Here is a 26,094-nt window from a genome sequence, read left to right on the forward strand (position 1 = left end):
GGGCGGGACCGTGGACTTCGCGTTCGGGGCGGAGGACGAGGCGTTCAGGGCCGTCGCGCGGGAGTGGCTCACCGCCCACCCGCCGGGCGCGGGCGGGCGCGCCTGGGAACGGGAGCTGGGCGCGGACGGCTGGATCGGGCTCGGCTGGGACACGCCGGCCGGCGCGTACGGCAACCGGCGCGCCACGCTCACCCAGCAGGTCGTCTGGGCCGAGGAGTACGCGCGGGCGGGGGCGCCCGGCCGGGCGGGTCACATCGGTGAGAACCTCCTCGCGCCGACCCTCCTCGCGTACGGCGACGGGGAACAGAAGGACCGGTTCCTGCCCGCCGTCGCGCGCGGCGAGGAGCTGTGGTGCCAGGGCTACAGCGAACCGGGCGCGGGCTCGGACCTCGCGGGGCTGCGGACCCGGGCCGAGCGGGACGGCGCCGGGTACCGGATCACCGGCCACAAGATCTGGACCTCGCTGGCCCGGGACGCCGACTGGTGCTTCGTCCTGGCCCGGTCGGAGGCGGGCTCGCGGCGCCACCACGGGCTGTCGTTCCTGCTGGTGCCCATGGACCAGCCGGGCCGGATCGAGGTGCGGCCCATCCGGCAGCTCACCGGGACGGCCGAGTTCAACGAGGTGTTCTTCGACGGGGCGAGGTCCGCCCACGTGGTGGGCGCGGAGGGCGACGGCTGGCGGGTCGCCATGGGCCTGCTCGCGAGGGAGCGGGGCGTGTCGACGCTCGCCCAGCAGATCGGGTTCGAGGCGGAGCTGGGGCGGGTGCTGCGCCGGGCCGTGGCCGGCGGGGCGGTCGCCGACCCGGTGCTGAAGGACGCGCTGGTACGGCAGTGGGCGGAGCTGCGGGTGATGCGGTGGAACGCGCTGCGGACGCTGGGCGGCGCGGACGGTCCCGGTGATCCGAGCGTGGCGAAGCTGCTGTGGGGGCGGTGGCACCGGCGGCTCGGCGAGCTGGCGATGGCCGTGCGGGGCGCGGCGGGCGCGACCGGGCCGGCGCCCTGGTCACCGGGCGCCTACGAACTCGACGACGTACAGCGCGCGTTCCTTTTCGGCCGGGCCGACACCATCTACGGCGGCTCGGACGAGATCCAGCGCGACATCATCGCCGAGCGGGTGCTCGGCCTGCCCAGGGAGCCGCGATGAGGGGTGTCGTCTTCGACGGGGAACGCGCGCGGGTGGTGGACGACCTCGTCGTGCGCGACCCGGGGCCGGGCGAGGTGCTGGTGGGCATCACGGCGGCGGGACTGTGCCACAGCGACCTGTCGGTGATCGACGGGACGATCCCCTTCCCCGTGCCGGTGGTGCTCGGCCACGAGGGCACCGGGATCGTGGAGGCGGTGGGGGCGGGCGTGACGCACGTCGCGCCCGGTGACCACGTGGCGCTGTCGACGCTGGCCAACTGCGGGGCGTGCCCGGACTGCGACCGGGGCCGGCCGACGATGTGCCGGTGGGCGATCGGCCGGCCGGGGACACCGTTCGCGCGCGGCGGCCGGCCGGTGCACCAGTTCGCGTCCAACTCGGCGTTCGCGGAACGGACCGTCGTCAAGGCCGTCCAGGCGGTGCGCATCCCGGCCGACGTCCCGCCCGCGTCGGCGGCGCTGATCGGCTGCGCCGTCCTCACCGGCGTCGGAGCCGTCCTCAACCGGGCCAGGGTGGGACGCGGCGAGAGCGTCGTCGTCATCGGCACCGGCGGCATCGGCCTCAACGTGCTGCAAGGGGCCCGGCTCGCGGGCGCGTCCGTGGTCGTCGCGGTCGACGTGCGCGCGGAGAAGGAGGCGATGGCGAAGCGGTTCGGGGCGACGGAGTTCGTCACCTCCGTCGACGCCGTCCGGGAGGTGCTGCCGGGCGGCGCCGACCACGTCTTCGAGTGCGTGGGCCACGTCGGCCTCGTACGCGAGGCGATCGACCTGCTCGACCGGCACGGGCAGGCCGTCCTGCTCGGCATGACCGCCCCAGGCGCCGAGGCGGCCTTCGCGCCCGCCGCGATGTTCCTCGACAAGTCGGTCCTCGGCTGCCGCTACGGCAGCTCCCGCCCGCAGGCCGACATCCCGCTCTACGCCGAGCTGTACCGCTCGGGCGACCTGCTGCTCGACGAGCTGGTCACGGAGACCTACCCGGTCGAGGACTTCGCCCGGGCGGCGGACGACGCGCACCACGGCCGGGGCGCGCGGGGGGTGCTCGTGTTCGACTGAGACGCCTTCACGGGAGACGTGCTCATGGAAGAGACGTTCTACCGTCGGCCGGCCGCGTCCCGGGCGGTCCGGAACGCGCGGCGGTAGACGGTGGGCGGGACGCCGAGCGCGGCCTGGAGGTGCTGGCGCATCGACTGGGCGGTGCCGAAACCGGCGTCCCGCGCGACCCGGTCGACCGGCAGGTCCGTGGACTCCAGCAGGTGCCGGGCGCGCTCCACGCGCTGCTGGGTGAGCCACTGGCCGGGGCTGACGCCCACCTCGTCGCGGAAGCGGCGGGTGAAGGTCCGCACGCTCATCGCCTCCCGCTCGGCCATGTCCCGCAGCTGGAGCGGCTCGTGGAGGCGCTCCAGCGCCCACGCGCGGGCGCGCGTGGTGGTGGCGAACTGCGGGTCGGGGACGGGCCGGTGGACGAACTGGGCCTGGCCGCCGTCCCGGTGCGGCGGTACGACGGTGCGGCGTGCGACGTCGTTGGCGACGGCCGACCCGTGGTCGCGCCGCACGATGTGCAGGCACAGGTCGATCCCGGCGGCGACCCCGGCGGAGGTGAGGACGTCACCGTCGTCGACGAACAGGACGCCGGCGTCGACCCGGACCTCCGGGAACAGCCGCTGGAAGTGCTCGGCGGACGCCCAGTGCGTGGTCGCGGGCCGGCCGTCGAGGAACCCGGCCGCGGCCAGCACGTACCCGCCGGTGCAGATCGCGACGAGGCGGGTGCCGGGGCGGACGTGGGCGAGCGCGGCGGTCAGCTCGGGGGTCAGCCTGCCCTCCTCGTAGACGGGTCCGAGTTCGTAGGAGGCGGGGATCACGACCGTGTCGGCGGTGGCGAGCGCCTCGGGCCCGTGCTCGACGGAGATGAGGAAGTCCGCGTCGGTTGCCACCGGCCCCGCGGACACTCCACACGTCCGGATCTCGTACAGGGGGCGGCCCTCGGCGTCCTTGGCGCGGCCGAAGATGCGGTGGGGTATGCCCAGTTCAAAGGGGAGGAGCCCGGCGAGGGCCAGGACGACGACGCGGTGCGGGGCGGATCCGGACATGGCCCGATCGTAGCGGTAGGTGGCATCCGGGCCACTGGTACGGTTCCGGGCCCGCTCGCGATGCTGTCGGACGTGACCCAGACAACCCCTCCTCCCGCCGCGGCGGCCCCGGCGCCCGGGCCGGCGCCCGCCCGCCCGCCGCGCCGGCCCGTGCCCCGCGTCCACCGCGCCTGGTACGTCGCCGCCGTCACGTTCGTGACGATCATCGGCGCGGCGGGCTTCATCTCGCTGCCGGGCCTGCTGATCGACCCGCTGCACGGTGAGCGCGTGGTAATGCTGGGGGAAGCATCGGCGGGATCTGCTGATCAGATTCGGGAGACTCCGGCACCACCCTGACGGTACGACAACGCCCCATGCTGAACAGTCCGGTTCCGGCCCCCTTGACCAGTGCTGTCCGGCAGAGTGAAGGTCGTGCAACCAGGCGCAACGCGCTCGACAGGGAGGGACGCCATGGCCTTACGGTTCGTCGGTAAAGATCCCGAGTCCGGGGACCACGGATCCCCCGCTGTGTGGGTGGACCAAGAGTCGAAGGACCTTGTGATCCAGGGGTGGACAGCAGACGAGCGGACCACGGGTGAGAGTTCGCGGGATGTGCCGATCCCCGGGCATGAGTCGGTGATCAGGGTTCCGAAGCGGATGGTCCCGCTTCTCAGGGAGGCGCTCCGTGTCGCAGAGTCTGACTGACTTCTCTGACCTCATCAGGTCAGTGCAGGAGTCAGCCGTGCACCTTGAGATGCGCGACACGTACGGCGTTGAGAACGAGATCGAAGGCTTCGCCGCATGGAAGCAAGGGCGCCGGCTCGACCCGGAGGACCGGGCTTCATGGTGGCGCCCCTGGCTCGACCTTGTTGAGGAGGTCACGGCCAAGGGCGTTGTCATCCGACGCGCCCGCATCGTCTCGGAGCCAGTCAGCGACTACATCGCCTTCGAGCACTCGGGCACCTTCACGAACGTGGCGGCTGGAGAGCAGATCCGTTGGCTTCCCCGTCGCAGTGCCTCGGACCTTGCCCTGCCGGGCAACGACTTCTGGTTGTTCGACGGTCGCCTTGTCCAGTTCAACGTCTTCGATGGGGTCGGACGGTGGGTCCACACTGACCAGACGGAAGACCCTGCCGTAGTCGAGCTGTGCGCGTCGGCGTTCGAAGCCGTGTGGGAGCGAGCCATCCCGCACGAGAAGTACGCCGTCTGATTCCTGACCGGTCAGCTCATGCCTTCCTCTCCACTCTCCAGCGCCCAAGCGGCACGAGCCGCTGTGGCCGCCCGTTTGCAGGGCCTCATGCAAGACGCTGGTCTCACAGGGCATGAGCTGGCCGCTCGGTGCGGCTGGCACAAGTCGAAGTCCTCCCGGATCGCGCGCGGCAAGACGCCTCCCTCGGACGCTGACATCCGCGCCTGGTGCGCTGCGTGCGGGGCCGACGATCACGTGGCCGATCTGATCGCTGCGTCCCGAAACGCAGAATCGATGTACGTCGAGTGGCGGCAGATTCACCGTGACGGGATGCGGCGCGTTCATGAGCAGACCGTCCCGCTGTATCAGCGGACCCGCTCCTTTCGCGTATACGCGTCGAACGTCATGCCGGGAATGCTCCAGACTCCCGGCTATGCCGCAGGACTTCTGCGGTCGATTACGACGTTTCAGGGAACCCCGGACGACGTAGCTGACGCCGTGCGGGCCCGGACGCAACGGTCCCGCGTGATCCGGGAGGGGGATCATCGATTCGCCCTGCTGCTCGAAGAGACGGTTCTCTACTACCGGGTGAGCGACGACGCCGCGATGGCCACCCAGCTTGAACACGTGCTCTCGGTGATGGGCCAGCCGAACGTATCCCTCGGCATCATCCCGGCAAGGGCCCGCCGTACCGTCTGGCCGCTCGAAGCCTTCTACGCCTTCGATGATCAACAGGTGGCGGTGGAGACTCTCACGGCAGAGATCAACCTGACCGCGCCCGGCGAGATCCGTACGTACCTCCGTGCCTTCTCCGAGCTGTCCCGATCCGCCGTGCGCGGGGCCGAAGCCCGTGCCCTGATCACGAAGGCTCTCTCCACCCTCGGGTGAATCCGTGCAACCACGTGCAACAGCGTGGACCCCTCGCAACGCCGCTCCCTACGGTCTCTTCATCGACCTCGGCGGCGACAGGGAGGGCGCGACGGTGACGCGGACAGAACCCACGCGGTGGCAGGAAGCACCGGTAGAGCTGCCGATCCGGGAAGAGCGCCCTGCGCCCCGTCCGGTGCCCGGCTGCCCCGAGTGCGCGCGGCTCGGTCAGCTCCGTAAGGCAGCCGGGTTGGAGCGTGACAGCACCACGGTCGCGGACTGCAACATCCTGCTTCGGATGCACGGGACCGGTCACTGATGGACATGCAGACGTGGAGAGACGCAAGGACTCAGGCGACGGACGCGACGGAGTCCGTAGGCGCGGCACTCGCTGCGCTCGGAGTCCCCGAGTCCGCGTGGAGCGGCGTCCGGCCTGTGGTGACGCACACCGGGCAGGCATACGTCCACCTCGGGATGATCCGGTCTGATGCGGTTGAGCAGATCGCAGAAGCACTGCGGGTGCCCTCGACTCCCTGAGTCCACTCGAAGACTTCCGTCCGCTACGGGCGGGGGACGGCCCACTCTGGGCCGTCAGCAGATCAGGAAGGACACAACGATGACCGACCTGTACGGGCTCCCCATCGCAGGAGCCGAGTTCTCGAAGGCGTGCGGCGGCAACACCCACCCGGACGGCGAGGCGTGCGTGACCCTCGCGAAGATCGGTCCGGACGCATGGGCCATGGGCGACAGCAAGCGCCCGGACGCCGAGCCACTGCGCTTCACCACGGCCGAGCTGGACGCGGCGGGCATCGACCCCGCCCGATTCGACCTCTCCGCCTGATCCACAACACCACCCGAACTGACGGCCCCGCCCTCACCCCGACGGGCGGGGCCGTCGTCATCTCTCGGAACGGAGCGGCGGTGCACCACCACGGATACGCATGGCTGGGGGAAAAGAAGACGTTCGACAAGGAGAGCGTCCGCAGACCGGCCGGACAGGCCCCGACCGCAAGCAGCGAGATGGAGGTACAGGACCGGTACCGAGAAGCCGTGGCCGTGTTCCCGACCACCGACGTGCCCCCGATCCAGACGGCGCAATGGCTCATGAAACCGCCCTCGATGATCCGAGGGACATGGGCAGAACCCAAGGAGGCCGGCGAGTGGCTGGGCCTCCAGCTCGCAGAGTTCGCACCTCGTTTCGCCTCCGAGCAGGATCGGGAGGCAACCAGACTGGTTCTTCTGGTGAAGAGTGCAGTCGAGCGGTTGACGTGGGGAGGAGACGTATCCCTGGGCCACTACCTGAAGGGCACTGTCTTCCACTCCGTCGCCATCGTGACGTGCTCTCCAAACCGAGCCGCTCCCGACCTGCCCTGTCCCGCCCGGTAGGTCCGCGCGTGACAGCGGCCCCGGCGTATGTCGAGGGCCTGTCTGCGTCCCTGTGAGCCCGCCTCAGACGCTCTTTTTGATGTGGCGGTACAACGGTGGCGCGGCCTATACCCAGGGCCTTGACAATGGTTGTGACACTGTCTCCCTTGGCATGCCGAGCACGGGTTACGGCGAGCTTGTCGTCATCCACGACGGACGGACGCCCACCGGCATTGCCTTTACGGGCCGCAGCCTCCAGCCCTTCCGGCGTCTTCTCCCCAATGCCTTCCCGCTCCACCTCTTCACTGACGGCGAGCTGTTCAAGGGGTGGCGACCTCCCGGCGGCAGCCGAGGTCAGCGCATGGCTGTACCTCGGAGGGTGAGCGGACGCGCAGTACAGTCCTGCGCTTCGGGATGTCGCGTCCGGCTGGTTCACCGACCGCTTCGACACCCGGCGGCTGCTGGCCGTCTACTACGCGCTGCGCGGCGTCTCGCTGCTCTTCCTGCCGATGCTGCTGGCGCCGTCCGTGCACCCGCCGATGGTCTTCTTCATCGTCTTCTACGGCCTGGACTGGGTGGCCACGGTGCCGCCGACGATCGCCCTGTGCCGTGAGCACTACGGCGACGACTCGGCGATCGTCTTCGGCTGGGTCCTCGCCTCCCACCAGGTCGGCGCGGCGGTGGTCGCCTTCGCCGGCGGGGTGGCGCGGGACGTGTTCGGGTCCTACGACGTCGTCTGGTACGCCTCGGGCGCCCTGTGCGCGGCGGCCGCCCTGATGGCCCTGGTGATCCGGCGGCGCCCCGCGCTCACGGCGTGAACCGGCCGAAGGCGCCCCGGTGGAACAGCAGCGGGTCGCCGCCGTCCGAGGCGTCCAGGGCCTCCACCCGGCCCACCACGATCAGGTGGTCGCCCCCGGTGTGCACCGCGTGCACCGTGCAGTCCACCCAGGCGGGCGCGCCGGCCAGCCGGGGCGAGCCCGTCACGGGCGCCGGTTCGTGGGTCACGCCCGCGAACTTGTCGGCCCCGGTGGACCCGCTCACCGCGAACGCCCGGCACAGGCCCGCCTGGTCGGCGCCCAGGACGTTCACACAGAAGGAGCCGGCCCGGGCGATGCGCGGCCAGGTCGCGGACGTGCGCGCCACCATGAACGCGACCAGCGGCGGGTCCAGCGACAGCGAGGCGAACGACTGGCAGGCGAAGCCCGCCGGGCCCGCCCCGTCGTCCGCCGTGACGACGGTGACGCCGGTCGCGAAGTGGCCCAGCACCCGCCGGAACTCCGCCGGGTCCAGCGGCAGCCGCTCGTCGTCCCGCACCGCCCGCAGCGGCGGCGGCGGGGCGGCGCCCGTGGCCGGTGCCCCCACGGACCTCAGGTACCGGACGGCCGTGGCGGCCATGCCCGCGTGTCCCATCACGTCACTCACCCCTGTAGCGGGGCGTGCGGCGCTCCACGAAGCTCGCCACGCCCTCGTTGGCGTCGTACGTCGTCATGGTGATCTCCTGCGCGGCCGCCTCGGCGGCGAACGCGGTGGCACGGTCGGTGTCGAGCGAGGCGTTGACCAGCTGCTTGGTGAGGGCGATGGCCCGCGTCGGGCCGTGCGCCAGGCGTTCCGCCCAGGCGCGGGCCGTCTTCTCCAGCTCGCCGTCCGGGACGACCCGGTTGACCAGGCCCATCTCCCGGGCCCGCTCGGCGGGCAGCGCGTCGCCGAAGAACATCAGCTCCTTCGCCCGGTGCGGCCCCACCAGGCGCGGCAGCAGGTACGCGCCGCCGCCGTCCGGGACCAGGCCCCGGCGCACGAACACCTCGATGAACCGTGCCGACTCCGCCGCCAGCACCAGGTCGCACGCGAACGCGAGGTGCGCGCCGATCCCGGCGGCCGTGCCGTTGACGGCCGCGATCACCGGCTTCTCGCAGTCGAGCACGGCGCCGATCAGGCGCTGCGCGCCGAGCCGCAGCATCCGCGCGACGTCGCCGGAGACCCGCGCGGGGGCCGCGCCCCCGGTACCGCCCCCGGTGCCGGTCGCCGCGCCGCGCAGGTCGGCGCCGGAGCAGAAGCCCTCGCCGGTGGCGGTGAGGACCACGGCCCGTACGCCGGGGTCGGCGGACGCGTCCGCGAGCAGGGTGACGATCCGGTCCCGCTGGCCGGGGGTGAGCGCGTTGAGCGTCTCGGGCCGGTTGAGGGTGATCCACGAGACGCCGTCGCCGGTGGTGTGGAGCACGGTCCCGGTCACCGGCACACCGCCATCGCGTCCAGCGCCACCGCGCCCTGCCCGCGCTCCAGCACCATCAGCGGGTTGATGTCCAGCTCCGACAGCCGGCCGCCCAGCTCCAGCGCCATCCGCTGCACCCGCAGGACGACCTCGACCAGCGCGTCCACGTCCTTCGGCGGCGCCCCGCGCACCCCGTCGAGCAGGGCCCGCCCGCGCAGCTCACCGAGCATCGCCCGCGCCTGGTCCTCGCCGAAGGGCGGCACGCGTACGGCCGTGTCCCGCAGCACCTCGACCAGCACGCCGCCCAGTCCGACGGTCACCGTCGGGCCGAACAGGTCGTCGTGGGTGACGCCCACCACCATCTCGACGCCCCGGTCGACCATCTGGCACACCAGGATGCCGTCCAGCGCGGCGTCCTCGTACCGGGCGGTGTCGATCAGGTCGCGGTAGGTGTCGCGGACCTGGCTCGCCGACGTCAGGCCGACCCGGACCAGGCCCAGTTCGGTCTTGTGGGCGATCTGCGGGGCGGACGCCTTCATCACGACCGGGTAGCCGACCAGGCTCGCCGCCCGGACGGCCGCCGCCGCGCTGGTCACCAGCTGCTCGCGCGGGACGCGGATGCCGTACGCCCGCAGGAGCTGCTTCGCCGCGTGCTCGCTGAGCCGGTGACCGGGCAGCATCAGGGCCTCGGCCTTGCGGTACGACGGCGACGGGGTGCGGGGGGCCTCGTCGAAGGGCGAGCGGTAGGTGCGGGTGAACCGGTGGTGGTCCAGGTAGGCGCGGACGGCGGCGACGCAGTTGCCGAGGGTGCGGAAGGTGGCCACGCGCGAGGAGCCGAGGAGCGTCTCGCGGTAGGCCGCCTCGGTGCCGACCGGTGAACCCCACACCACGCACACCAACTTGTCCGTCGTCTCCGCCGCGTCCACCAGGTCCTGGACCAGTCGGTCGCTCATGGGCGGGAAGGGGCCGGTGACCGGGCAGATCAGCACGCCGACGTCCGGGTCGGCCAGCAGCGCGTCGATGATCTTCCGGCCGCGTTCGTCGCCGACCGGGTGGCCGCCGTTGTCGACCGGGTTGGAGACGTCCAGGTAGCCGGGTATCCACTGGTGGAGCTGGTCCTGCCGGGCCTGCGACAGGACCGGGAGGCGGAGCCCGGCGGCGGTGGCGAGGTCGGCGCAGTGGGCGCCGGTGCCGCCGGAGATGGAGTAGACGGCGACGCCGTCCGCGACCGGCGGGCGGGCCCGCGCCAGCAGGGTCGCCGTGTCCTGGAGCTCGTCGAGCCCGTCGACCCGGACCACACCGAACTGGCGCATCGCCGCGTCCACCACCTGGTCCGCCCCGGTCAGCTTGCCGGTGTGGGACGCGGCCGTCCGCGCGCCCGCCTCGGTGCGGCCGACCTTGACGGCGACGACCGGCACCCCGCGCCGGGCCGCCCGGTCGGCGGCGAGCAGGAAGGCGCGGCCGTCCTTGATGCCCTCCAGGTAGCAGGCGACGGCGCCGACCTCGGGGCGCTCGGCGAAGTACGAGAGGAAGTCGGCGGCCTCCAGGTCGGCCTCGTTGCCGGTGGGCGCCCAGTGCGAGAGGCGTACGCCCAGCTCCTGAAGGGCGTACAGCGGGCGGCCCTGGTGACCGGACTGGGTGATCAGGGCGATCGCGGGCCCTTCGAGGTCGTCGCGGAACTTCTCGAAGGCGTTCAGGTTGGTGTTCGGGCCCAGCAGGCGCACGCCCGCGCGCCCGGCGGCGGCCGCGAGGGCGGCCTGCGCGGCGGCGCCCGCCGCGCCGGTCTCGGCGAACCCGGACGCGAACGCCACCGCGAACCGCGCCTTGGCCGCGCCCAGTTCCTCCACGACCGGCAGCGGGTCCGCTACCAGGAGCACGGCCACGTCCACCGGTACGGGCAGGTCGGCGACGGAGGGTACGCAGTCGAGCCCGAAGACCGAACGGCGGGTGGGATGCACCGGGTACAGCCGGGCGCCGACCCGCTCGGCCCAGCGCAGGAGCTGCCGGGTGATCCCGGTATGGGGGCGCCCTTCGGTGTCGGACGCGCCGACGACGGCGACGGACCCGGGCCGGAACAGCCGGTCCAGGTCGGGCACGGCGGCGTACAGGGGCCGGCCGCTGACGTCCGTGTCGCCGGCGGCGGCGGTCGTGCCGTGGACCGTGGCGCCGGTGGTCTGGCCGCAGGCCACCACGCGGGCGCGGAGATCGGTGGTGAAGGTGCCGTGGGTCGATCCAAGCATCGTTCCGCCGCTCCTGCTCGTCGGGGATGGGAAGACCTGACGCTCTGTCAGATTAGCGGCTGGAGGTCCTGGCAGGAACAGCCCCTTGCGCCCGAGCCGGATCATCCGTTGAACTGACGTACCGTCAGATCTAAGGGGTGGGTGGTATGCGGACCGTCTGGCTCAGCGGCGCCGAATGGCTCGCCGTCCTGCGCGTCGGCCTCGGCCTGTGGTGGCTGGAGAGCTGGCGGCACAAGGACAAGAAGGGCTGGTTCGAACGCGGCACCGGCATCGCCTGGGCCGCCGGAGTCGCCCGCGACCACCGCTGGCCGGCCGTGCGCACCGGCTTCCAGCGCGTCGTCGCGCCCCGGCCGAAACTCATGGCATACGTCGTCGTGTACGCCGAACTCGCCGTCGGACTCGGCCTGGTCACCGGACTCCTGACCCCCGTAGCCCTGCTCGGCGGCCTCGTCCTGAACCTGCTCTACCTCGTCCTGATGATCCACGACTGGGCGGAACAGGGCCAGAACGCGATGATGGCCCTCATCTCGCTGGTCGCCCTGCTCGCCCTGTCCTGGCAGACCTGGTCCCTCGACGCCGCGATCGGCTGGCTCGGCGCATGACCGCGGCCACCCCCGACATCGACCCCTTCACCCGCCCCTACTGGGACGCCGCCGCCGACGGCCGGCTGCTGATCCGGCGCTGCGGCACCTGCGGGCGGGCCCACCACTACCCGCGCGAGTTCTGCCCGCACTGCTGGAGCGACGACGTCACCTGGGAACGCGCGAGCGGCCGCGCCACGCTCTACACCTGGTCCGTCGTCCACCGCAACGACCTGCCGCCCTTCGCAGGCCGCACGCCCTACACGGCCGCCGTCGTCGACCTCGCCGAAGGCCCGCGCATGATGACCGAGGTCGTCGACTGCCCGGAGGACGACCTGCGCGTCGGCATGGACCTGATCGTCACCTTCCGCCCGGCCGAAGACCGCGTCACCGCCCCGGTCTTCACCCCTCCAGGTCCGGATAACCCCAGTCCAGAGTGAGCGTCGCCGCCGGCGCCACCTCGTCCACCGCGAACTTCACGAAGCTCTCGAAGTGCGGCTGCCAGTCGGCGAAACCGGTGATGCTGAGCGGGAAGTCGGTCTCCCCGGAGACGAAGGGCGTCCCGTCGTCCCACGCGACGCCCAACTGCACCTGGTCCTGTATCCGCTCGTCGCGCATCACCTCGTCGAGGGACCGCACGACCTCCCGGGCCTGGTGCTCGTCCGCCAGAGCCGTGACGGTGAGGGTGAAGGAGATGTTGACCGACATGAGTGCAGGCTAGAACACACCTCTGACACCCGGCTCCACACACAGCTGCGCGGTCACGATCTCGTGCAGCAGCTCCGGATCGACGAACACGTCCCGGACCGGTGGCCCGCACCGCCACGACAGCGGATACGTGTTGCCGTACGCGGCCGGGATCCCCACGTACTGGTCCCGCGCGCACGGCCCGAAACACGCCGCGCCCGGCGGCCACGCATACCCCTTGCTGCTCCCCGGCGGAATCAGGAAGTACGTCCACCGCCCACCGGACACCTCCCGCACCACGGGCCCCGGACACCCGTCGGTGACATCGGCCAGGTGGTGCACCACCGCCTCCCCGCGCACGCCACGCACCCGCACGGCGTCGAAGTGGACGCCCGCGAGGCGCAGTCGCAGCCCGGAGGCCGGTACCCAATCGGGCACATTGTTGCTCGTCATGGCTACGAGGATCCGGGTGGTTGCGTAGCGTGACCAGGGGGACGCGATCCACTTCGGGGTGGTGTGGGAAGGACGGTGGCGCTTGTGGGATCGAATGGGGAGCCCTCGCCGGCGCGAAGGCACGTGGGTGAGCTGGTCAAGAAGTTCCGGGGCAAGGCGGGCATGACGCAGAAGGACCTCGCGGACCGGCTGCTGATGTCGGAGTCGCTGGTCGGCGCGTACGAGCGCGCGGAACGCATCCCGACGACGGCGTTCCTGGCCGACGCGGACGCGGCGCTGGGGGCGGGCGGGGTGCTCAGGTCGTGCGCGGAGCTGATGGAGGGGGAGAAGTACTCGCCGAAGTTCTTCAACTGGGTTCGCACCATCGGCGAGGCGACGAGCTACAGCGCCTACGAGAGCATGGTGGTCCCGGGCATGTTGCAGACACCGGCCTACGTGCGTGCGCTGTACGAGGTGCGAGTCCCGGCGTACGAGCCCGAGGTCATCGACGAGTACGTGGAGGCTCGGCTTGAGCGGCAATCGGCCCTTGATCGCAAGCCTCGACTGGCTTTGAGTTATGTGATCGAGGAGTCGGTGTTCCAGCGGCCGATCGGTGGCGAGGCGGTGCTCAAGGAACAGCTTCTGCACGTACTGGAGTGCCTGCGCACGAGGAATCATGTCACGCTGCAGGTCATGCCGACCCGACGCTACGAGCACGCGTCTGTCATCGGGTCACTGCAACTGATGAGTACCCGGGACGGCCGTAACCTCGCCTACTCCGAGGGACACTTCGTCGGTACGTTGGTCTCCAAGCCCGAAGAGGTGAACCAGCTCATCGACCGCTTCGGCGCGTTGCGGGCACAGGCGCTCACGCCGTGGGAGTCGGTGGAGCTGATCGAGAGGATGGCGGCGCAGCTGTGACCCCCGCACTGACCTGGTTCAAGAGCAGTTACAGCAGCAACGAGGAGGGCGACTGCGTCGAGGTCGCCGCCTGCCCGGAGGCCGTCCACGTACGGGACTCCAAGGTCACCGGCGGGCCGACGTTCGCCGTGGGGCCCGCCGCCTGGGCCGCGTTCGTCGCGGGGGCGGCGGGCCCGGTGGGAGACCCGGTCAGAGGATGACGGTGGCGGTGGTCGCCACGGTGATCGCCACCATCGCGGCCTGCATGTTCCGGATCGCCTCGCGGACGCCGTCGCCCGCCCACTGGCCCTCGGCGATCGCCGCCATGCGGGGCGCGACCAGCTTGCGGGGGACGTCCGGGAAGGCGATGCGGTGCAGTTTGGCCGCGTGGAGCAGGCTGACGAGCCCGGAGGTGCGGTCGTCCGGCTCCGTGGCGTGGACGACGACCGAGGTGAGCCGGGCGCGCAACTCCTGCTCCACCGAGCCGTCGGCCTCCGGGTAGCGGCGTACCGGGAAGAGGCCGAGCACCTTGCTGCGCTCCTCGGTGACGAGGCCGCGCTCGCGCAGGCTCTGCGCCGTCGCGGCGACCGCCTTGGACTGGTCCTTGGTGAGCCAGTCGGAGACCTTGCGCGGGCTCTTGCGGGCCGTCCACTCGACGAGTTGGGCGAGGCGCCCGTCGAGCAGCGCCGTGCCGGTGGGGGTCGGGTCGGTGACGGTCAGCCGTCCGTCGGCGACGGTGACCCGTCCGGCCATGGCCAGCTCCAGCAGGATGCCGCCCGCGACCGCCCAGCCGGCCGACTGCCGGTCCTTCGCGGCGCCGGACTCGTCGTCCAGTGAGAGCAGCGCTATTTCCTCGGCCAGCGTGACGGACATGTCGTTCCCCCAGATCGTGTGTGGTCGTACGTGTCGACGCGGACAGGGTCCCACGGGTTCCCGTCGGGTCAGGCGGGGACGGATCGCAGGGCGCCCGGCCGGCGGCCGGTGAGGCGGTCCAGGGCGGTGGCGGTGGTCTCGTCGGCGGGGAGGTGGACGATCAGCCGCTGGTCGTCGTCGGCGGGCAGCTCCAGCGTCTCGTACGCCAGGCGCAGCGCACCCGCCTCGGGGTGGGCGAGGCGGGTGACGCCGGTGGCCGCCGGGAGGCCCGGCAGCGTACGTACCCGGTCGGTGAACGCCGCGCCCGCCGTGACCGTCAACTCGTTCGTCAGGGCGGCCACATGGGGGTCCGCGAGGAAGGGGTCGTGTTTGAGGGCGGCGACCTGCTCGTCGGCGACGCGGTCCCAGTCCGGAAAGGCGTCCCGGGCCCGCCGGTCGCCGAAGACGAACCGGGCGAGGTTCGGCGGGGTGCCCTCCAGCAGGCCGAGGGGCTCGGTGAGCCGTTCGTACCCGGCCGTCCAGCCGAGCAGGTCACCGAGCCGGTTGAGCAGGACCGCCGGGGCGGGTTCGAGCCGGTCCAGCAGCGCCCGTACGGTCGGCCGCACGGTCAGTGCGGGTGCCGCGCCCGTGCACAGGCCGCCGCCGGGGCCCTTGGTCAGGCGGTGCAGGTGGACGCGCTCGCTCGTCGTCAGCCGCAGGGCGTCCGCCAGGGCGGATATGACCTGCGCCGACGGGTGCCGGTCACGGCCCTGCTCCAGGCGCGTCACGTACTCGACGCTCACCCCGGCGAGCGTGGCCAGTTCCGCGCGGCGCAGGCCGGGCGTGCGGCGTCGCGGCCCGGCGGGCAGGCCCACCTCGGCGGGGGTGACCGCCTCGCGGCGCGTGCGCAGGAACAGCCCCAACTCGTTGTCGCTCACCCGGCCGACGGTAACAGCGGGAGGGGCGGCGGATCGTGGCCCTGCCCCTACCAGTCACGGCCCGGCCTTCCTGGCGCCCGGCCGTCCCGGCAGGTTGGAGGTCGCCGACCCGATCGGCGTCACCCACCCCGCCTTTCCCAGGAGCCCCGCCATGTCCGTTCAGCCCGCTCAGCCCCTCCGCCTCGCGATCGTCATCGGCAGTGTCAGGGACGGCCGCTTCGGGCCGGTCGTCGCCCGCTGGTTCGCCGGGCACGCGGAGTCGCACGGCCGGTTCGACGTCGACGTCATCGACCTGGCCGGGACCGAGCTGCCGCTCGCCCTGCCCGCCGTGCCCCCGGCGATGGACCCCGAACCGGCCCGGCCCGCCGGGCTGGCGGACGTCAGCCGCCGTCTGGCGGAGGCGGACGCGGTCGTCGTGGTCACGCCCGACTACAACCGCAGCTTCCCCGCCTCCCTCAAGGCCCTGATCGACTGGCACTACACCGAGTGGCGGGCGAAGCCGGTCGGGTTCGTCGGCTACAGCGGCGCGAGTGGCGGTCTGCTCGCCATCGAGCAGCTCAAGCAGGTCTTCGGCGAGCTGCACGCCCACACCGTGCGCGACTACGTCAGTTTTCCCCGCTACTACCTGCTGTTCGACGAGGACGGCAACCTCAAGGACCCGGCCGAGCCCGGGGCCGCCGCCGAGGCGATGCTCGACCAGCTGGACTGGTGGGGCTCGGTGCTCCGGGACGCCCGCCGGGACCGCCCGTACGCCACCCGCTAGTGCCCCGATCCGGAAACGATCACGAGAAGCGACTTATTCTTGACCTCAAGGTCAAAAATGCTGGTACGGTGGCGTCATGGGCAGGCCGAAGCAGTTCGATCCGGACGTGGCGGTGGAGCGCGCGATGGGCGTGTTCTGGCGCAAGGGGTACGCGGCGACGACGCCGCAGGATCTCGTGGACGAGATCGGCATTGGCAAGGGCAGCCTGTACAACACCTTCGGCAGTAAGCATGCCTTGTTCGAACGGGCGCTCGCGCGCTACCGCGACTCGCAGGTCGCGTGGCTGGAGGCGCTCCTCGATCACCCCGGTTCGGCGAAGGACCGACTGAGGGGTGCGCTGGAGGCGCTGGTCCGGCTCGACTTGGACGACCCGGACCGGCGCGGCTGCATGGCGGTCAACACCGCCGCCGAGCTGGCCACGTCGGATGCCGGGACGGCTGACACGGTGCGCAGGATGTTCGCGCGTACGGAGAGCGCGTTCCGGGTGACCGTCGAGGAGGGGCAGCGGGCCGGCGAGATCGCCGGCGACCGTGACGCGGCGGCGGTGGCCGCCTGGCTGCTGGCGACGGTGATCGGCATGCGGGTGCTGGCGAAGACGGCCGAGGACGCCGGGCAGTTGAGGCGGGTCGTGGACGCGGCGATGGCGTCCCTGTAGTCCGGCGCCGCCGCTCGGTGCCGGGCTCTTTGGCGGCCTAATTTTGTACCTGCGAGTCAAATACATTCAAGGAGTCGGACATGGAGCTCGATCTCGCCGGAAAGACCGCGGTCGTCACCGGGGCCAGTCGGGGCGTGGGCCTCGCGATCACCCGGCAGCTCGTCGCCGAGGGGGTCCGCGTGGTCGGCGCGGCCCGCACGATCACGGCCGAACTGAAGGAGGCCGGTGCCCACCCCGTAGCGGTGGACCTGAGCACGCCGGAAGGCGCCGAGGAGCTGGGGGCGCAGGCGCTCGCGGAACTCGGCGGAGTGGACATCCTGGTCAACAACCTGGGCGGCGGCGACACGTTCACCCTGAACGGGTTCCTCGCCACCGACGATGCCCTGTGGGCGCGGGCCTTCGAGGTCAACCTGTTCGGCACGGTCCGGGTCACCCGCCGGCTGCTGCCGAGCATCCTGGAGCGTCGCGGTTCGGTGGTGAACGTCTCGTCGATGAGTGCCCGCCTGCCGGGCACGGGCCCGATCGAGTACGGCGCCGCGAAGGCGGGGCTCAACGCGTTCGGCAAGGCGCTGTCCGAGGAGTTCGGCCCGCGGGGTGTACGGGTGAACACCGTCTCCCCCGGCCCGACGCGTACCGGGATGTGGGAGGACGCCGACGGCTTCGGTGCCCGCCTCGCGGAGGCGAACGGCGTCGGACACCGCGCATTCGTGGCCGGGGTGCCCGCGGCGATGGGCATGACCACGGGCCGCATGGTCGAGGCGGACGAGGTCGCGGCCGTCGTCGCGTTTCTCTCCTCGGACCGCGCGGCAAGCGTGACCGGCGCCGATTACGTCATCGAGGGCGGCGGCATCAAGACGGTGTGACACGACTGCCGGGCTGGGGCGGTCGGAGCACCGGCGTGTCCCCTGGCCCGGCCGCCGGGGCCGCCGGCCCGCCGCGTCAGCCGCACTCGCTGACCGGGCACAGCTCGACGCCGCTCACGCCGGGGAGCGCGGCGATCTCCGCCCTGAGGGCCGCCCGCCGCTCCTCGGGAAGGTCCTCGGGGAAGCTGACCTCCAGGTGGGGCAGCTCCTCCGTCCAGGTCCCCGACACCCCGGTCGCGCCGAGTTCCTGGAGCGGGGTGTACCGGGCGTCGAGGCTGTCGAGGTACGCCTCCTCGGTGATCACCGCGCGGAAGGTGTGGGGCTCGGCGAGGGCGGGGGCGAGGTGGAACGTCCAGGTGGCGACGGCCGCGCAGGCGAGCGCGGTCGCCGTGACCGCGCCGCCGGTGACGGCCATGAGCCGGGCGGCCGCCGGGCGGGCGCGGGGGTCGGCGTACGCGGACAGCAGGAGCAGCGCCGCCGACGGCCAGAACAGGCACATGCCCATGTACATGCCCAGCAGGCCCCAGGGCAGGAGCAGCAGCCCGACGGTCGTCGCGGCGCGGGTGAAGGCCACCGGGCGCCGTACCAGGAACAGGTGGGCGGCGATGGCGATCGCGGTGCCGACGTGCAGGGGGTAGACGTGGCTGTCGAGCATCCAGCCCAGTACCGGCAGGGTGCCCAGGGCCGCGACGCCCGCGAGCGCGCGCTGCCACCGGTGCACCCCGGCGACCCGTGAGGTCACGGAAGTCGCAGTCGTCGCCATGACCGCCCCCAGCTCTTGAACATGTTCAACTGAACGCGTTCAACCTACCGTATCCGGTGCGGTCCCGCCCGGGGTGGCGGCGGCGTCGGCGTCGGCGGTGGCCAGGATCAGGCGGACTCCTTCCATGGCCAGCGTCAGGACCTCGCTGCCCCGCAGGCGCATACCCGCCTCGAACCGGCCGACCGCCTCGGGGAGTGTGGCCGCCCCGCCCGCGACCTCGCCCAGCTGCTCCAGCAGGGCGGCGGCGTCGCGGATCGCCGCGCCGGCACCCATTCCGGCGGTGGGCGGTGTCGCGTGGACGGCGTCGCCGAGCGCGGTGACCGGGCCCGCGGGCCACGGTGCGAGGTCGGCCGCGCGGGTCGAGGCGGCGTTGAAGCGGAACGCGGCCACGCCGCCGGGGTCGGCGCGGGCGATCACCTCGAGCGTGGCCTCGGCCCAGCCCCGCCGCCGGAACCGGTCCAGCAGCGCGGCCCGCAGCGCGCCGGCCCGCAGTCCGCGCAGGGCGTCGGTCTCGACGGATTCGGGGAGCATGGCGCCCCAGATGTAGGTGGGTCCGGTGGTGACGGACATCCGCAGCTCGGGTGCGTCGAGCACGGCGTTGCCGACCGGGTCGAGGAAACCGACGTACAGCGCCGTCCCCCGGGGGCCCAGCGCCAGCCCCGAGCGCGGTCCGAGCCGCCGCTGCTCCCGGGGGCTCAGGTCGCCGAGGGCCGTCCGGCCGGAGAACCCGATGACGCCCGCCGGGCTGTTCGTCGGCCCCCCGGCCAGGTGCCGGGCCACGAGCGAGTGGACGCCGTCCGCGCCCACCACCAGATCGGCCGTGACGGGCGGCGCGTCCGCGAACCGCACCTGGGGCGCGCCGTGCGCGTCGTGGCCGACGCCGGACACGGTCCGCCCCAGGCGCAGGTCGTCACCGACGGCCTCCGCGAGCAGGGTGCGCAGAGTGATGCGGTCGACGTCGATACCGGCGTCCTGGCCGAGGTCCGGTCCGTGGCCGAGGAGCCGGCCCCGGTGGTCCCAGAACGCGTCGCGGTCACGCAGCCGCAGTGCCGAGGCCGACGCCAGCAGCCGTTCCGTGAACTCCGGCGCGACCAGCTTCCCCAGCGCCGTCTGCGCCCGCCCGTCCAGGGTGATGTGGTAGCCGCCCGTCGCCGCTACCTCGCCGTCGCGGTCGAACACCGTCACCTGAAATCCCGGGTGACGACGCAGTCCCGCGCCGAGCGCGAGCCCTCCGATCCCGCCACCGACCACCACGACACGCATCACGTCCCCTTCCACCGCCGGGTTGCCTTCGCGGACCGACGATGGCACCGGTGGTGGACACCGGGTGGCCGGTACCCGGGCCATGATGGGGCGATGGCGAGCACTTCACGACGGGCGTTACACCTGCTGTCCCTCCTCGGATCGCGCCGCCTGTGGCCGATGCGCGAGCTGGCCACCCGGCTGGGGGTCAGCGAGCGCACGGTCCGCCGCGACATCGAGACCCTGCGCCGGCTCGACTACCCGGTCACCACCGTCCACGGCCCCGACGGCGGCTACCGGCTCGGTGCCGGGCACACCCTCCCGCCGCTGCGGTTCGACGACGAGCAGGCCCTGGCGGTCGCGGTGGCGCTGCAGACCGCGCCCAGCACGGTGTTCGGCCTGGCGGACGACGCGGCGAGGGCGCTGGCCGCCCTGGAACGGGTGATGCCCGCCCCGCTGCGGGCGTCCATGGAGTCCCTGCGCCTGACCAGGCTGCGGAACTACTGGGAGTTCCCCGCGCCACCCATCGACGCGGCCGCGCTCACCGCCGTGGGCGCCGCGGTGCGCCACCGCCACGTACTCGTCACCGAAGCGCTGCGGGCCGACGGCTCGCGCCCGGAACCCGGCGACGACGACTTCCGGCCCGCCCGCCGCGTCGAACCCCACCACCTGGTCGTCTGGGCCGGCCGGTGGTACGTGGTCGCCTACGACCTCGCCGACCGGGCGTGGCGGGTGCGCCGCGTCGACCGCCTTCACCCGCGCCCCACGACGCACCCCTTCACCGCGCGCGAGCTGCCGGGAGGCGACCTCGCCCGGTTCGTCATGAGCAGCCACGACCGCGGGGACACCGTCGCCGCCTGGCCGTGCACCGGGAGCGCCCGGCTCGGGCTGCCCGCCGGGGTCGTCGCCCGCTGGGCGCCGGGCGGCTCGGTCGTCGAACACCTCGACGACGAGCACTGCCGGCTCACCCTCGGCGCGTGGTCCTGGGCCGGGATCGCCGGCATCCTCGCCACCTTCGACGCGGAACTCACCGAGGTCCGCCCCCGCGAACTCGTCCAGGCGGGCCGGCGCCTGGCGACCCGTTTCTCATAGATCCGTCCGTGTCAGGGCCACAGCAGGTCCCGCACCCACGCGCCCCCGGCATCGCGCCGGTAGCGCAGGCGGAGGTGCCGGCGCCGCGCGTCGCCCTGGAAGAACTCGGCCTCGTCCGCGTCGAGGACGTACGCCGTCCAGGTCTCGGCGTCCGCGTCCGGTTCGGCCCGCGCCCGCTCCCACGCCGCCTCGCTCGCCGTCGCCAGCTCGGCCACCGAGCCGAGGACCTCGCTCTGCCGCCCCACCAGCGCGGCGGCCAGCGCCCCCGTCGAGCGGGCGTGCAGGTCGGCGTACGCCTCCTCGGGCGTCCCGGACGCCACCCGGCCCCGCAGCCGCACCTGCCGCCCCTGGGCGGGCCAGTAGAAGTGGAGCGCCGCGTGCGGGTCGGCGGCGAGCTGGCGGCCCTTGGCGCTGGTGGCGTGGGACGCGAAGTGCCAGCCCCGCTCGTCGGCCCCGTGCAGCATCACCGTCCGCACGTCCGGCCGCCCCTCCGCGTCCACGGTGGCCAGCGCCATGGTGTGCGGCTCCACCTGCCCGGCGCGGGCGGCCGCCACGAGCCACGCGCGGAACAGCGGCAGGGGCTCGGCGGGCGCGGTGTCCGGGTCGAAGCCGGGCAGGTCGGTGTCCCAGACGCGCAGGGAGCGCAGGGTCTCGTCGAAGTCGGTCATGGGGCCCATGATCCGGTGCGTTGGGGCGGGACGACACGTTCGGGTGGCAGATCGCCGATCCGGTGGAAGGGCGACAGGGGCGGTGCTCCCTTGAACGGGAGTCGGAAATACAGGAGGGGGTCACCATGGCTCGGACCGTCATCGACCTGGATGACGAGGCGCTGGAGGAAGCGGCTCGGTTCCTCGGCACCAAGACGAAGAAGGACACGGTCAACGCCGCGCTGCGGGAGGTCATCGACCGGCAGAAGCGGGCCGAGGCCCTCGCACGCATGCGGCAGATGGTCGCGGACGGCGAGATCGACTTCTCGGTCATCGAGAAGGACGTGCGGCCCGAGGCCGGCGCCGGTGACCAGCGGGGGACATGAGCGAGCTCTACCTGGCCGACACCAGCGCTCTGATCCGTTTCTCTCGCGGCCAGGCCGGCGCGAACCTTGGACGCGGTCGTCAACGCGGGGCTCGTCGGCCTGCGAGCCGGTGCGCCCACGACATGGACCGGCTGCTGCGTGAGACCTTCCCCTACTACCCGATACGGGAAGCGGCCTGGGAGGACGCCGCCGAGGTGCAGTACCAACTCGCAGCCCGGGGTTGGCACCAGTGCGCCAGCCCCGTCGACCTGCTCGTGTCCGTCACGGCGGCGCACCACAAGCTCACCGTGCTCCACCAGGACACCGACTTCGAGACCATCGCCCAGATCACCGGGCAGCCCGTGCGCCGTATCGCGTAGCGCCACCGGTGCCGGAGTGCCGGGGTGCCGCGCGTCAGGCGTCGCGGCCCAGCACCATCGTCGCCGACGAGCAGAACCAGCCGCCCGTCCCCGACACGACGCCCAGGCGGGCGCCTTGGACCTGGCGGCCCGTGGCCTCGCCGCGCAGCTGGCGGGCCGCCTCCACCAGGAGGAACAGGCCCCGCATGCCGGGGTGGCAGGCGGACAGGCCGCCGCCGTCGGTGTTGACGGGCAGGGTGCCCGCCTCCACGAAGGGGCCGCCCTCGCCCTTGGCGCAGAAGCCGAGGTCCTCCAGGGTCACCAGGGTCATGTAGGTGAAGGCGTCGTAGACCTGCGCGAAGTCCATGTCGGCCGGTGTCAGGCCCGCCCGCTGGAAGGCGAGGCGGCCGCTCACCGCCGCCGGGGAGACGGTGAAGTCGGCCCACTCCGACATGGTGGTGTGCGAGACGTGCTCGCCGGCGCCGAGGACCCACACCGGGGCCTTCGCCGTGTCGGGTACGTACTCCGCCGCGGCGAGCAGCACCGCGCAGCCGCCGTCGCTGCGGATGCAGCAGTGCAGCTTGGTGAAGGGGTCCGCGATCATCGGGCCGGCGAGCACCTCGTCCACGGTGAGCGGGGTGCGGAACATCGCGTCCGGGTTGCGGGCCGCGTGGGCCCGGGCCCGTACCGCCACCGTCGCGAGCTGTTCCAGGGTGGTGCCGTACGTGTGCATGTGGCGGCGCGCGGCCATGGCGTACTTGGCGACGAGCGTGTGGCCGTAGGGGACCTCGAACTGGAGCGGGCCGCGGGAGCCGAACGACAGGTTCGAGGTGCGGCGCCCGGCCCTGATATCGGCGCGGGCGGTCGAGCCGTAGACGAGGAGCACGGCGTTGGCGCGGCCCGCGGCGATCGCGTCCACCGCGTGCGCGGCCATCACCTCCCAGGTGGCGCCGCCCACGGAGGTGGAGTCCACCCACCGGGGCCGCAGCCCCAGGTATTCGGCGACCTCGATCGGGGCGAGCGTGCCGAGCCCGGCGGAGGCGAGCCCGTCGACGACGGACCGGTCCAGCCCCGCGTCGGCGAGCGCCCGCCGGGCGGCCTGGGCGTGCAGGGCGTACGGGGTGGCCGTGTCGACGCGCCCGCAGTCCGAGAGGGACACGCCCACGATGGCGACGGAACGGCGCATAAATCTGACGGTACATCAGATGCGCGGGCCGGGCTATGGGCTTCGCCGCTCCCGCGCCCTAGCATGACGCACCGTCAGAAAGGGGCCGCGCCCATGGACACCGCCTTCACCACCGAACAGGACGAGATCCGCCGCACCCTGCGCGAACTGCTGGCCAAGCACTGCGGGCCCGACGACGTCAGGGCCGCCACCGGCACCGCCACCGGGTACGACCCCGCCCTGTGGGCCCTGCTGTCCCAGCGGCTCGGCCTGCCGGGGCTCGCACTCCCCGAGACGTACGGAGGCGTCGGCTGCGGCGCCACCGAACTGGCCCTCGCCGCCGAGGAGACCGGCCGCGTCCTCGCCCCCTCACCGCTCATCGCCACCGCCGTGCTCGCCGCCCCGCTGATCACCCGCCTCGGCACCGGGGCTCAGCGCGCGGCGCTGCTGCCGCACCTCGCGGACGGCTCCCTCACCGCCACACTCGCCGCCGCGCCCCTGCCCACCGCCCTGGCCCTGACCGGCGACAACCGGACCGGCGAGTGGGCCGGGGGCGGGCGCGCCGGGGGAGTGCAGGCCCGGCGGGACGGACACGGCTGGCGGCTCTACGGGGAGGTCGCCCAGGTCCTGGACGGCCACGGCGCGGACCTGCTGCTGGTCGCCGCGCACACCGGCGGCCACCCCCGCGCGCGGACCCTGCTCTTCCTCGTCCGGCCGGACGCCCCCGGGCTGGCGCGCGTACGGCTGACGGCGCTGGACGAGACCCGGCCCCTCGCGCGCGTGGAACTGCGCGACGTGACCGCGCAGTTGCTGGGCGCGGACGAGGACGGGGCGGACGTGCCGCACGCGCTCGCCGCGACCGGGGCCGGGGCGGCCGCCGTGCTCGCCGCCGAGGCGGTCGGCGCGGCGGACGGCGTGCTCGCGCGGACCGTCGCGTACGTGCGCACGCGCGAGCAGTTCGGGCGGCCCATCGGCTCGTTCCAGGCGGTCCGGCACCGGCTCGCCGACCTGTGCGTACGGGTGCGGGCGGCGCGCTCGGCGGCGTACTACGCCACCTGGGACCCGGCCGCCGGAGGGCTGGCGCTCGCCCAGGGCCTGGAGACGCTGGGCGCCGCCGCCGCCGAGGGCATCCAGCTGCACGGCGGCCTCGGCATCACCTGGGAGCACGAGGCGCACCTGTACTTCAAGCGGGCGACCGCCGCAGAGCTGCTCCTCGGGCCCGTCCACCGGCTGCGCGGCCACGCCGCCGACATGGCGGGGGTGTTCGCGTGACGGCGGCGCCCGCACGGCGGCTGGTCCAGCGGGTCTCCTCCACCGCGGCGTTCGCGAGGATCGCCCCGCACGTCGTGCCCGCGCTCGACCGCGCCGTCCACCGGCTGACCCGGGGGAAGGTGCTGCCCAGCGCCCGGATGCTGCCGGGCCTCGTCCTCGTCTCGCGCGGCGCCCGCACCGGGCTGGAGCGCCGTACGCCCCTGGCGTGCGTGCCGGAGGACCCGGGGGCGACGACCTGGGTCCTGGTCGGCTCCAACTTCGGCCGCCCCGCGCACCCCGCCTGGACGGCGAACCTCCTGGCCCACCCCGACGGGGAGGTCCACTGGCGGGGGCGGACGATCCCCGTGCACGCGCGGCTGCTCAGGGGCGAGGACCGCGAGGTGGCGTGGGCGGCGGCGCTGCGCCTCTGGCCGCCGTACGCGGCGTACCAGGCGAGGATCGACCGCGAGATCCGCCTCTTCCGCCTCACCCGCCGGGACTGACGGCAAACGGAACGCCGGCGGCGGTCGGGTGACCGCCGCCGGCGCGACAGGACGTGACGTGGGAAGGAGGGGGACTACTTCGTCGGCTTCTTGCCCGTGATGCCCAGGTGGACCAACAGCGCCAGGTTCGGGCGGAGTTCGCCCTGTTTGACGCCCCAGGTCTGGAAGCCCTTCTGGTGCGAGGCGACGGCCGCCAGCATCGCGACCAGGGAGCCCGCCATCGCCGCGGGGTTCACGTCCTTGTCGACCTTGTTCTTGGACTGGAGCTCCTTGACCGCGTCCGTAAGGGAGTTGGTGACGGAGTTCAGGATCTTCATGCGGATCTTGTAGAACCGCTTGTCCCCCTCGGCGGCGCCCAGGTCCACCACGCGGAGGATGGCGTCGTTCTTGCGCCAGAAGTCGAGGAAGCCCTCGACCAGTTCCTCGGAGGCCTGCCAGGCGGCCTTGCCGACCCAGGCGCGGCCGGAGACGAGTTCGGTCAGTCCGGCGCCCTCCTTGGCCATTTCCTCCGCGATTTCGAGGACCGCGCCCTCGACGTCCGGGAAGTACTGGTAGAACGTCGCCGGGGAAGTGCCCGCCTTCCGGGCCACGTCGATGACTTTGACGTCCCGGTACGGCGAGGAGCTGAGCATCTCGCTGAGGCAGTCGAGCAGCTTCTGCCGCGTCGCCTGTCCGCGCCGACCGGCCACGCGGCCGTCGACGGTGCGTACTTGTCCTGTCATGCCGTCAGCTTACCGAGGGGTGATCGGCGCGCGATTCGGCCGACTGCAAATGGGGTGACGGCCCGGCCCCGCCCTCCCGCGACCACCCCTTTTCGGCCATTTCGGAGCACCGTCCGGCTCCTCGTCCCGCCCGTACCACCCCGATAGGCTTATTAACAGCCTGTGGAAAACTTCGGTGGACAACCCATGGGGTTGCGGGCCCCGGCCGCCCCGCCGGGGCGATATGCGGGCATACGTT

31 protein-coding genes and 2 pseudogenes are annotated in these 26,094 nt (G+C 72.8%); 20 read left to right on the forward strand and 13 right to left on the reverse strand.

Annotated features, from left to right (window positions below):
• Nucleotides 1-10: 10 nt before the first annotated feature.
• Nucleotides 11-1,144, forward strand: coding sequence for an acyl-CoA dehydrogenase family protein (locus tag EIZ62_RS18530; RefSeq protein ID WP_156693763.1), 1,134 nt, complete (start codon nt 11-13; stop codon nt 1,142-1,144).
• A complete protein-coding gene (locus EIZ62_RS18535) occupies nt 1,141-2,193 on the forward strand; it encodes an alcohol dehydrogenase catalytic domain-containing protein (RefSeq protein ID WP_156693764.1) in 1,053 nt (350 codons plus the stop codon). Before EIZ62_RS18530 ends, EIZ62_RS18535 begins: the two co-directional genes overlap by 4 nt.
• Nucleotides 2,194-2,231: 38 nt before the next feature.
• Here the strand turns inward: EIZ62_RS18535 and EIZ62_RS18540 are convergent, their stop codons facing one another.
• Nucleotides 2,232-3,227, reverse strand: a complete 996-nt coding sequence (locus EIZ62_RS18540) for a GlxA family transcriptional regulator (protein ID WP_156693765.1) — start codon at nt 3,225-3,227, stop codon at nt 2,232-2,234.
• A 60-nt stretch (nt 3,228-3,287) separates the two neighbouring features.
• Here EIZ62_RS18540 and EIZ62_RS18545 point away from each other — a divergent pair.
• The 6 genes and pseudogenes from EIZ62_RS18545 to EIZ62_RS18570 all read left to right on the forward strand — a co-directional run.
• Nucleotides 3,288-3,491, forward strand: a pseudogene (locus EIZ62_RS18545) (MFS transporter); the annotation flags it as partial.
• A 400-nt stretch (nt 3,492-3,891) separates the two neighbouring features.
• Nucleotides 3,892-4,416, forward strand: coding sequence for a DUF6879 family protein (locus EIZ62_RS18550; RefSeq protein WP_156693766.1), 525 nt, complete (start codon nt 3,892-3,894; stop codon nt 4,414-4,416).
• Between the two features lie 18 nt (nt 4,417-4,434).
• Nucleotides 4,435-5,283, forward strand: a complete 849-nt coding sequence (locus tag EIZ62_RS18555) for a helix-turn-helix domain-containing protein (protein ID WP_156693767.1) — start codon at nt 4,435-4,437, stop codon at nt 5,281-5,283.
• 595 nt (nt 5,284-5,878) lie between these two features.
• Nucleotides 5,879-6,103 carry a DUF397 domain-containing protein gene (locus tag EIZ62_RS18560; RefSeq protein ID WP_156693768.1) on the forward strand — a complete coding sequence of 75 codons (225 nt, stop codon included), beginning with the start codon at nt 5,879-5,881 and terminating at the stop codon, nt 6,101-6,103.
• A gap of 80 nt (nt 6,104-6,183) precedes the next feature.
• Nucleotides 6,184-6,648: a hypothetical protein gene (locus EIZ62_RS32490; RefSeq protein WP_156693769.1), complete on the forward strand. Its 465-nt coding sequence runs from the start codon at nt 6,184-6,186 to the stop codon at nt 6,646-6,648.
• A 395-nt stretch (nt 6,649-7,043) separates the two neighbouring features.
• Nucleotides 7,044-7,445 (forward strand): annotated as a pseudogene (locus tag EIZ62_RS18570) (MFS transporter); the annotation flags it as partial.
• Here the strand turns inward: EIZ62_RS18570 and EIZ62_RS18575 are convergent.
• The 3 genes from EIZ62_RS18575 to EIZ62_RS18585 are packed head-to-tail and all read right to left on the reverse strand — an operon-like array spanning nt 7,435 to nt 11,076.
• Nucleotides 7,435-8,022 (reverse strand): flavin reductase family protein, encoded by a 588-nt coding sequence (locus tag EIZ62_RS18575; RefSeq protein ID WP_156696478.1) that lies wholly within the window; start codon nt 8,020-8,022, stop codon nt 7,435-7,437. The pseudogene EIZ62_RS18570 and the gene EIZ62_RS18575 overlap by 11 nt on opposite strands.
• Before the next feature lie 19 nt (nt 8,023-8,041).
• Nucleotides 8,042-8,863 carry an enoyl-CoA hydratase/isomerase family protein gene (locus EIZ62_RS18580; RefSeq protein WP_156693770.1) on the reverse strand — a complete coding sequence of 274 codons (822 nt, stop codon included), beginning with the start codon at nt 8,861-8,863 and terminating at the stop codon, nt 8,042-8,044.
• Nucleotides 8,854-11,076, reverse strand: a complete 2,223-nt coding sequence (locus EIZ62_RS18585; RefSeq protein ID WP_156693771.1) for an acetate--CoA ligase family protein — start codon at nt 11,074-11,076, stop codon at nt 8,854-8,856. The genes EIZ62_RS18580 and EIZ62_RS18585 overlap by 10 nt, the downstream gene beginning before the upstream one ends.
• Nucleotides 11,077-11,222: 146 nt before the next feature.
• Between EIZ62_RS18585 and EIZ62_RS18590 the strand changes: the two genes are divergently transcribed.
• Nucleotides 11,223-11,678, forward strand: a complete 456-nt coding sequence (locus EIZ62_RS18590; RefSeq protein ID WP_156693772.1) for a DoxX family membrane protein — start codon at nt 11,223-11,225, stop codon at nt 11,676-11,678.
• Nucleotides 11,675-12,097 (forward strand): Zn-ribbon domain-containing OB-fold protein, encoded by a 423-nt coding sequence (locus tag EIZ62_RS18595; protein ID WP_156693773.1) that lies wholly within the window; start codon nt 11,675-11,677, stop codon nt 12,095-12,097. Before EIZ62_RS18590 ends, EIZ62_RS18595 begins: the two co-directional genes overlap by 4 nt.
• On the opposite strand, the gene EIZ62_RS18600 is transcribed toward EIZ62_RS18595, so the two are convergent.
• Nucleotides 12,060-12,365 (reverse strand): hypothetical protein, encoded by a 306-nt coding sequence (locus tag EIZ62_RS18600; protein WP_156693774.1) that lies wholly within the window; start codon nt 12,363-12,365, stop codon nt 12,060-12,062. The genes EIZ62_RS18595 and EIZ62_RS18600 overlap by 38 nt on opposite strands.
• A 9-nt stretch (nt 12,366-12,374) precedes the next feature.
• Nucleotides 12,375-12,797: a hypothetical protein gene (locus EIZ62_RS18605; RefSeq protein WP_156693775.1), complete on the reverse strand. Its 423-nt coding sequence runs from the start codon at nt 12,795-12,797 to the stop codon at nt 12,375-12,377.
• A 123-nt stretch (nt 12,798-12,920) separates the two neighbouring features.
• Here EIZ62_RS18605 and EIZ62_RS18610 point away from each other — a divergent pair, with 123 nt between their 5' ends.
• On the forward strand, nt 12,921-13,697 hold the full coding sequence (locus EIZ62_RS18610; RefSeq protein ID WP_156693776.1) for a helix-turn-helix domain-containing protein: 777 nt from the start codon (nt 12,921-12,923) through the stop codon (nt 13,695-13,697).
• Nucleotides 13,652-13,897: a DUF397 domain-containing protein gene (locus EIZ62_RS18615; RefSeq protein WP_425281830.1), complete on the forward strand. Its 246-nt coding sequence runs from the start codon at nt 13,652-13,654 to the stop codon at nt 13,895-13,897. The genes EIZ62_RS18610 and EIZ62_RS18615 overlap by 46 nt, the downstream gene beginning before the upstream one ends.
• On the opposite strand, the gene EIZ62_RS18620 is transcribed toward EIZ62_RS18615, so the two are convergent.
• Complete coding sequence (locus EIZ62_RS18620) at nt 13,887-14,549, reverse strand: GOLPH3/VPS74 family protein (protein WP_156693778.1); 663 nt, start codon at nt 14,547-14,549, stop codon at nt 13,887-13,889. The genes EIZ62_RS18615 and EIZ62_RS18620 overlap by 11 nt on opposite strands.
• 68 nt (nt 14,550-14,617) lie before the next feature.
• Entirely contained in the window at nt 14,618-15,466 is an 849-nt protein-coding gene (locus EIZ62_RS18625) for a helix-turn-helix domain-containing protein (protein WP_156693779.1), read from the reverse strand.
• A 151-nt stretch (nt 15,467-15,617) separates the two neighbouring features.
• Between EIZ62_RS18625 and EIZ62_RS18630 the strand changes: the two genes are divergently transcribed.
• From EIZ62_RS18630 to EIZ62_RS18640, 3 genes are all read left to right on the forward strand, one after another.
• Complete coding sequence (locus tag EIZ62_RS18630; RefSeq protein ID WP_156693780.1) at nt 15,618-16,229, forward strand: NADPH-dependent FMN reductase; 612 nt, start codon at nt 15,618-15,620, stop codon at nt 16,227-16,229.
• Between the two features lie 76 nt (nt 16,230-16,305).
• Nucleotides 16,306-16,884 (forward strand): TetR/AcrR family transcriptional regulator, encoded by a 579-nt coding sequence (locus EIZ62_RS18635; protein WP_156693781.1) that lies wholly within the window; start codon nt 16,306-16,308, stop codon nt 16,882-16,884.
• A gap of 80 nt (nt 16,885-16,964) precedes the next feature.
• A complete protein-coding gene (locus EIZ62_RS18640) occupies nt 16,965-17,747 on the forward strand; it encodes an oxidoreductase (RefSeq protein WP_156693782.1) in 783 nt (260 codons plus the stop codon).
• A 76-nt stretch (nt 17,748-17,823) separates the two neighbouring features.
• Here EIZ62_RS18640 and EIZ62_RS18645 read toward each other — a convergent pair whose 3' ends face one another.
• Both EIZ62_RS18645 and EIZ62_RS18650 read right to left on the reverse strand, forming a co-directional pair.
• Entirely contained in the window at nt 17,824-18,510 is a 687-nt protein-coding gene (locus EIZ62_RS18645) for a hypothetical protein (protein WP_156693783.1), read from the reverse strand.
• A gap of 39 nt (nt 18,511-18,549) precedes the next feature.
• Nucleotides 18,550-19,773 (reverse strand): FAD-dependent oxidoreductase, encoded by a 1,224-nt coding sequence (locus EIZ62_RS18650; protein WP_156693784.1) that lies wholly within the window; start codon nt 19,771-19,773, stop codon nt 18,550-18,552.
• A gap of 93 nt (nt 19,774-19,866) precedes the next feature.
• Here EIZ62_RS18650 and EIZ62_RS18655 point away from each other — a divergent pair, with 93 nt between their 5' ends.
• Nucleotides 19,867-20,844: a helix-turn-helix transcriptional regulator gene (locus tag EIZ62_RS18655; RefSeq protein ID WP_156693785.1), complete on the forward strand. Its 978-nt coding sequence runs from the start codon at nt 19,867-19,869 to the stop codon at nt 20,842-20,844.
• Nucleotides 20,845-20,855: 11 nt separating this feature from the next.
• Here EIZ62_RS18655 and EIZ62_RS18660 read toward each other — a convergent pair whose 3' ends face one another.
• On the reverse strand, nt 20,856-21,512 hold the full coding sequence (locus tag EIZ62_RS18660) for a pyridoxine/pyridoxamine 5'-phosphate oxidase (protein ID WP_156693786.1): 657 nt from the start codon (nt 21,510-21,512) through the stop codon (nt 20,856-20,858).
• Nucleotides 21,513-21,637: 125 nt separating this feature from the next.
• Between EIZ62_RS18660 and EIZ62_RS18665 the strand changes: the two genes are divergently transcribed.
• The gene (locus tag EIZ62_RS18665; RefSeq protein ID WP_156693787.1) at nt 21,638-21,877 is read left to right on the forward strand and encodes a type II toxin-antitoxin system VapB family antitoxin; all 240 of its coding nucleotides are present in this window, start codon (nt 21,638-21,640) and stop codon (nt 21,875-21,877) included.
• Between the two features lie 122 nt (nt 21,878-21,999).
• A complete protein-coding gene (locus EIZ62_RS18670) occupies nt 22,000-22,236 on the forward strand; it encodes a PIN domain-containing protein (RefSeq protein WP_244375787.1) in 237 nt (78 codons plus the stop codon).
• A 34-nt stretch (nt 22,237-22,270) separates the two neighbouring features.
• Here the strand turns inward: EIZ62_RS18670 and EIZ62_RS18675 are convergent, their stop codons facing one another.
• Entirely contained in the window at nt 22,271-23,401 is a 1,131-nt protein-coding gene (locus EIZ62_RS18675) for a thiolase C-terminal domain-containing protein (RefSeq protein WP_156693789.1), read from the reverse strand.
• A 93-nt stretch (nt 23,402-23,494) separates the two neighbouring features.
• Here EIZ62_RS18675 and EIZ62_RS18680 point away from each other — a divergent pair, with 93 nt between their 5' ends.
• The gene (locus tag EIZ62_RS18680) at nt 23,495-24,652 is read left to right on the forward strand and encodes an acyl-CoA dehydrogenase family protein (RefSeq protein ID WP_156693790.1); all 1,158 of its coding nucleotides are present in this window, start codon (nt 23,495-23,497) and stop codon (nt 24,650-24,652) included.
• Entirely contained in the window at nt 24,649-25,134 is a 486-nt protein-coding gene (locus EIZ62_RS18685) for a nitroreductase family deazaflavin-dependent oxidoreductase (RefSeq protein WP_156693791.1), read from the forward strand. The genes EIZ62_RS18680 and EIZ62_RS18685 overlap by 4 nt, the downstream gene beginning before the upstream one ends.
• Before the next feature lie 74 nt (nt 25,135-25,208).
• On the opposite strand, the gene EIZ62_RS18690 is transcribed toward EIZ62_RS18685, so the two are convergent.
• Nucleotides 25,209-25,856 carry a TetR family transcriptional regulator gene (locus EIZ62_RS18690; RefSeq protein ID WP_156693792.1) on the reverse strand — a complete coding sequence of 216 codons (648 nt, stop codon included), beginning with the start codon at nt 25,854-25,856 and terminating at the stop codon, nt 25,209-25,211.
• Nucleotides 25,857-26,094: the final 238 nt, after the last annotated feature.

Origin of the sequence: Streptomyces ficellus (genome assembly GCF_009739905.1) — a bacterium.
GTDB classification, from domain to species: domain Bacteria; phylum Actinomycetota; class Actinomycetes; order Streptomycetales; family Streptomycetaceae; genus Streptomyces; species Streptomyces ficellus_A.

What these genes read in the sequence shown, in the direction of transcription:
- EIZ62_RS18535 (WP_156693764.1), top strand. Translation starts at nt 1,141, where the DNA reads ATGAGGGGTGTCGTCTTCGACGGGGAACGCGCGCGGGTGGTGGACGAC.
- EIZ62_RS18540 (WP_156693765.1), bottom strand. Translation starts at nt 3,227, where the DNA reads ATGTCCGGATCCGCCCCGCACCGCGTCGTCGTCCTGGCCCTCGCCGGG.
- EIZ62_RS18555 (WP_156693767.1), top strand. Translation starts at nt 4,435, where the DNA reads ATGCCTTCCTCTCCACTCTCCAGCGCCCAAGCGGCACGAGCCGCTGTG.
- EIZ62_RS18560 (WP_156693768.1), top strand. Translation starts at nt 5,879, where the DNA reads ATGACCGACCTGTACGGGCTCCCCATCGCAGGAGCCGAGTTCTCGAAG.
- EIZ62_RS18575 (WP_156696478.1), bottom strand. Translation starts at nt 8,022, where the DNA reads ATGGCCGCCACGGCCGTCCGGTACCTGAGGTCCGTGGGGGCACCGGCC.
- EIZ62_RS18585 (WP_156693771.1), bottom strand. Translation starts at nt 11,076, where the DNA reads ATGCTTGGATCGACCCACGGCACCTTCACCACCGATCTCCGCGCCCGC.
- EIZ62_RS18590 (WP_156693772.1), top strand. Translation starts at nt 11,223, where the DNA reads ATGCGGACCGTCTGGCTCAGCGGCGCCGAATGGCTCGCCGTCCTGCGC.
- EIZ62_RS18595 (WP_156693773.1), top strand. Translation starts at nt 11,675, where the DNA reads ATGACCGCGGCCACCCCCGACATCGACCCCTTCACCCGCCCCTACTGG.
- EIZ62_RS18600 (WP_156693774.1), bottom strand. Translation starts at nt 12,365, where the DNA reads ATGTCGGTCAACATCTCCTTCACCCTCACCGTCACGGCTCTGGCGGAC.
- EIZ62_RS18605 (WP_156693775.1), bottom strand. Translation starts at nt 12,797, where the DNA reads ATGACGAGCAACAATGTGCCCGATTGGGTACCGGCCTCCGGGCTGCGA.
- EIZ62_RS18620 (WP_156693778.1), bottom strand. Translation starts at nt 14,549, where the DNA reads ATGTCCGTCACGCTGGCCGAGGAAATAGCGCTGCTCTCACTGGACGAC.
- EIZ62_RS18630 (WP_156693780.1), top strand. Translation starts at nt 15,618, where the DNA reads ATGTCCGTTCAGCCCGCTCAGCCCCTCCGCCTCGCGATCGTCATCGGC.
- EIZ62_RS18635 (WP_156693781.1), top strand. Translation starts at nt 16,306, where the DNA reads ATGGGCAGGCCGAAGCAGTTCGATCCGGACGTGGCGGTGGAGCGCGCG.
- EIZ62_RS18640 (WP_156693782.1), top strand. Translation starts at nt 16,965, where the DNA reads ATGGAGCTCGATCTCGCCGGAAAGACCGCGGTCGTCACCGGGGCCAGT.
- EIZ62_RS18645 (WP_156693783.1), bottom strand. Translation starts at nt 18,510, where the DNA reads ATGGCGACGACTGCGACTTCCGTGACCTCACGGGTCGCCGGGGTGCAC.
- EIZ62_RS18650 (WP_156693784.1), bottom strand. Translation starts at nt 19,773, where the DNA reads ATGCGTGTCGTGGTGGTCGGTGGCGGGATCGGAGGGCTCGCGCTCGGC.
- EIZ62_RS18655 (WP_156693785.1), top strand. Translation starts at nt 19,867, where the DNA reads ATGGCGAGCACTTCACGACGGGCGTTACACCTGCTGTCCCTCCTCGGA.
- EIZ62_RS18660 (WP_156693786.1), bottom strand. Translation starts at nt 21,512, where the DNA reads ATGACCGACTTCGACGAGACCCTGCGCTCCCTGCGCGTCTGGGACACC.
- EIZ62_RS18665 (WP_156693787.1), top strand. Translation starts at nt 21,638, where the DNA reads ATGGCTCGGACCGTCATCGACCTGGATGACGAGGCGCTGGAGGAAGCG.
- EIZ62_RS18670 (WP_244375787.1), top strand. Translation starts at nt 22,000, where the DNA reads ATGGACCGGCTGCTGCGTGAGACCTTCCCCTACTACCCGATACGGGAA.
- EIZ62_RS18675 (WP_156693789.1), bottom strand. Translation starts at nt 23,401, where the DNA reads ATGCGCCGTTCCGTCGCCATCGTGGGCGTGTCCCTCTCGGACTGCGGG.
- EIZ62_RS18680 (WP_156693790.1), top strand. Translation starts at nt 23,495, where the DNA reads ATGGACACCGCCTTCACCACCGAACAGGACGAGATCCGCCGCACCCTG.
- EIZ62_RS18690 (WP_156693792.1), bottom strand. Translation starts at nt 25,856, where the DNA reads ATGACAGGACAAGTACGCACCGTCGACGGCCGCGTGGCCGGTCGGCGC.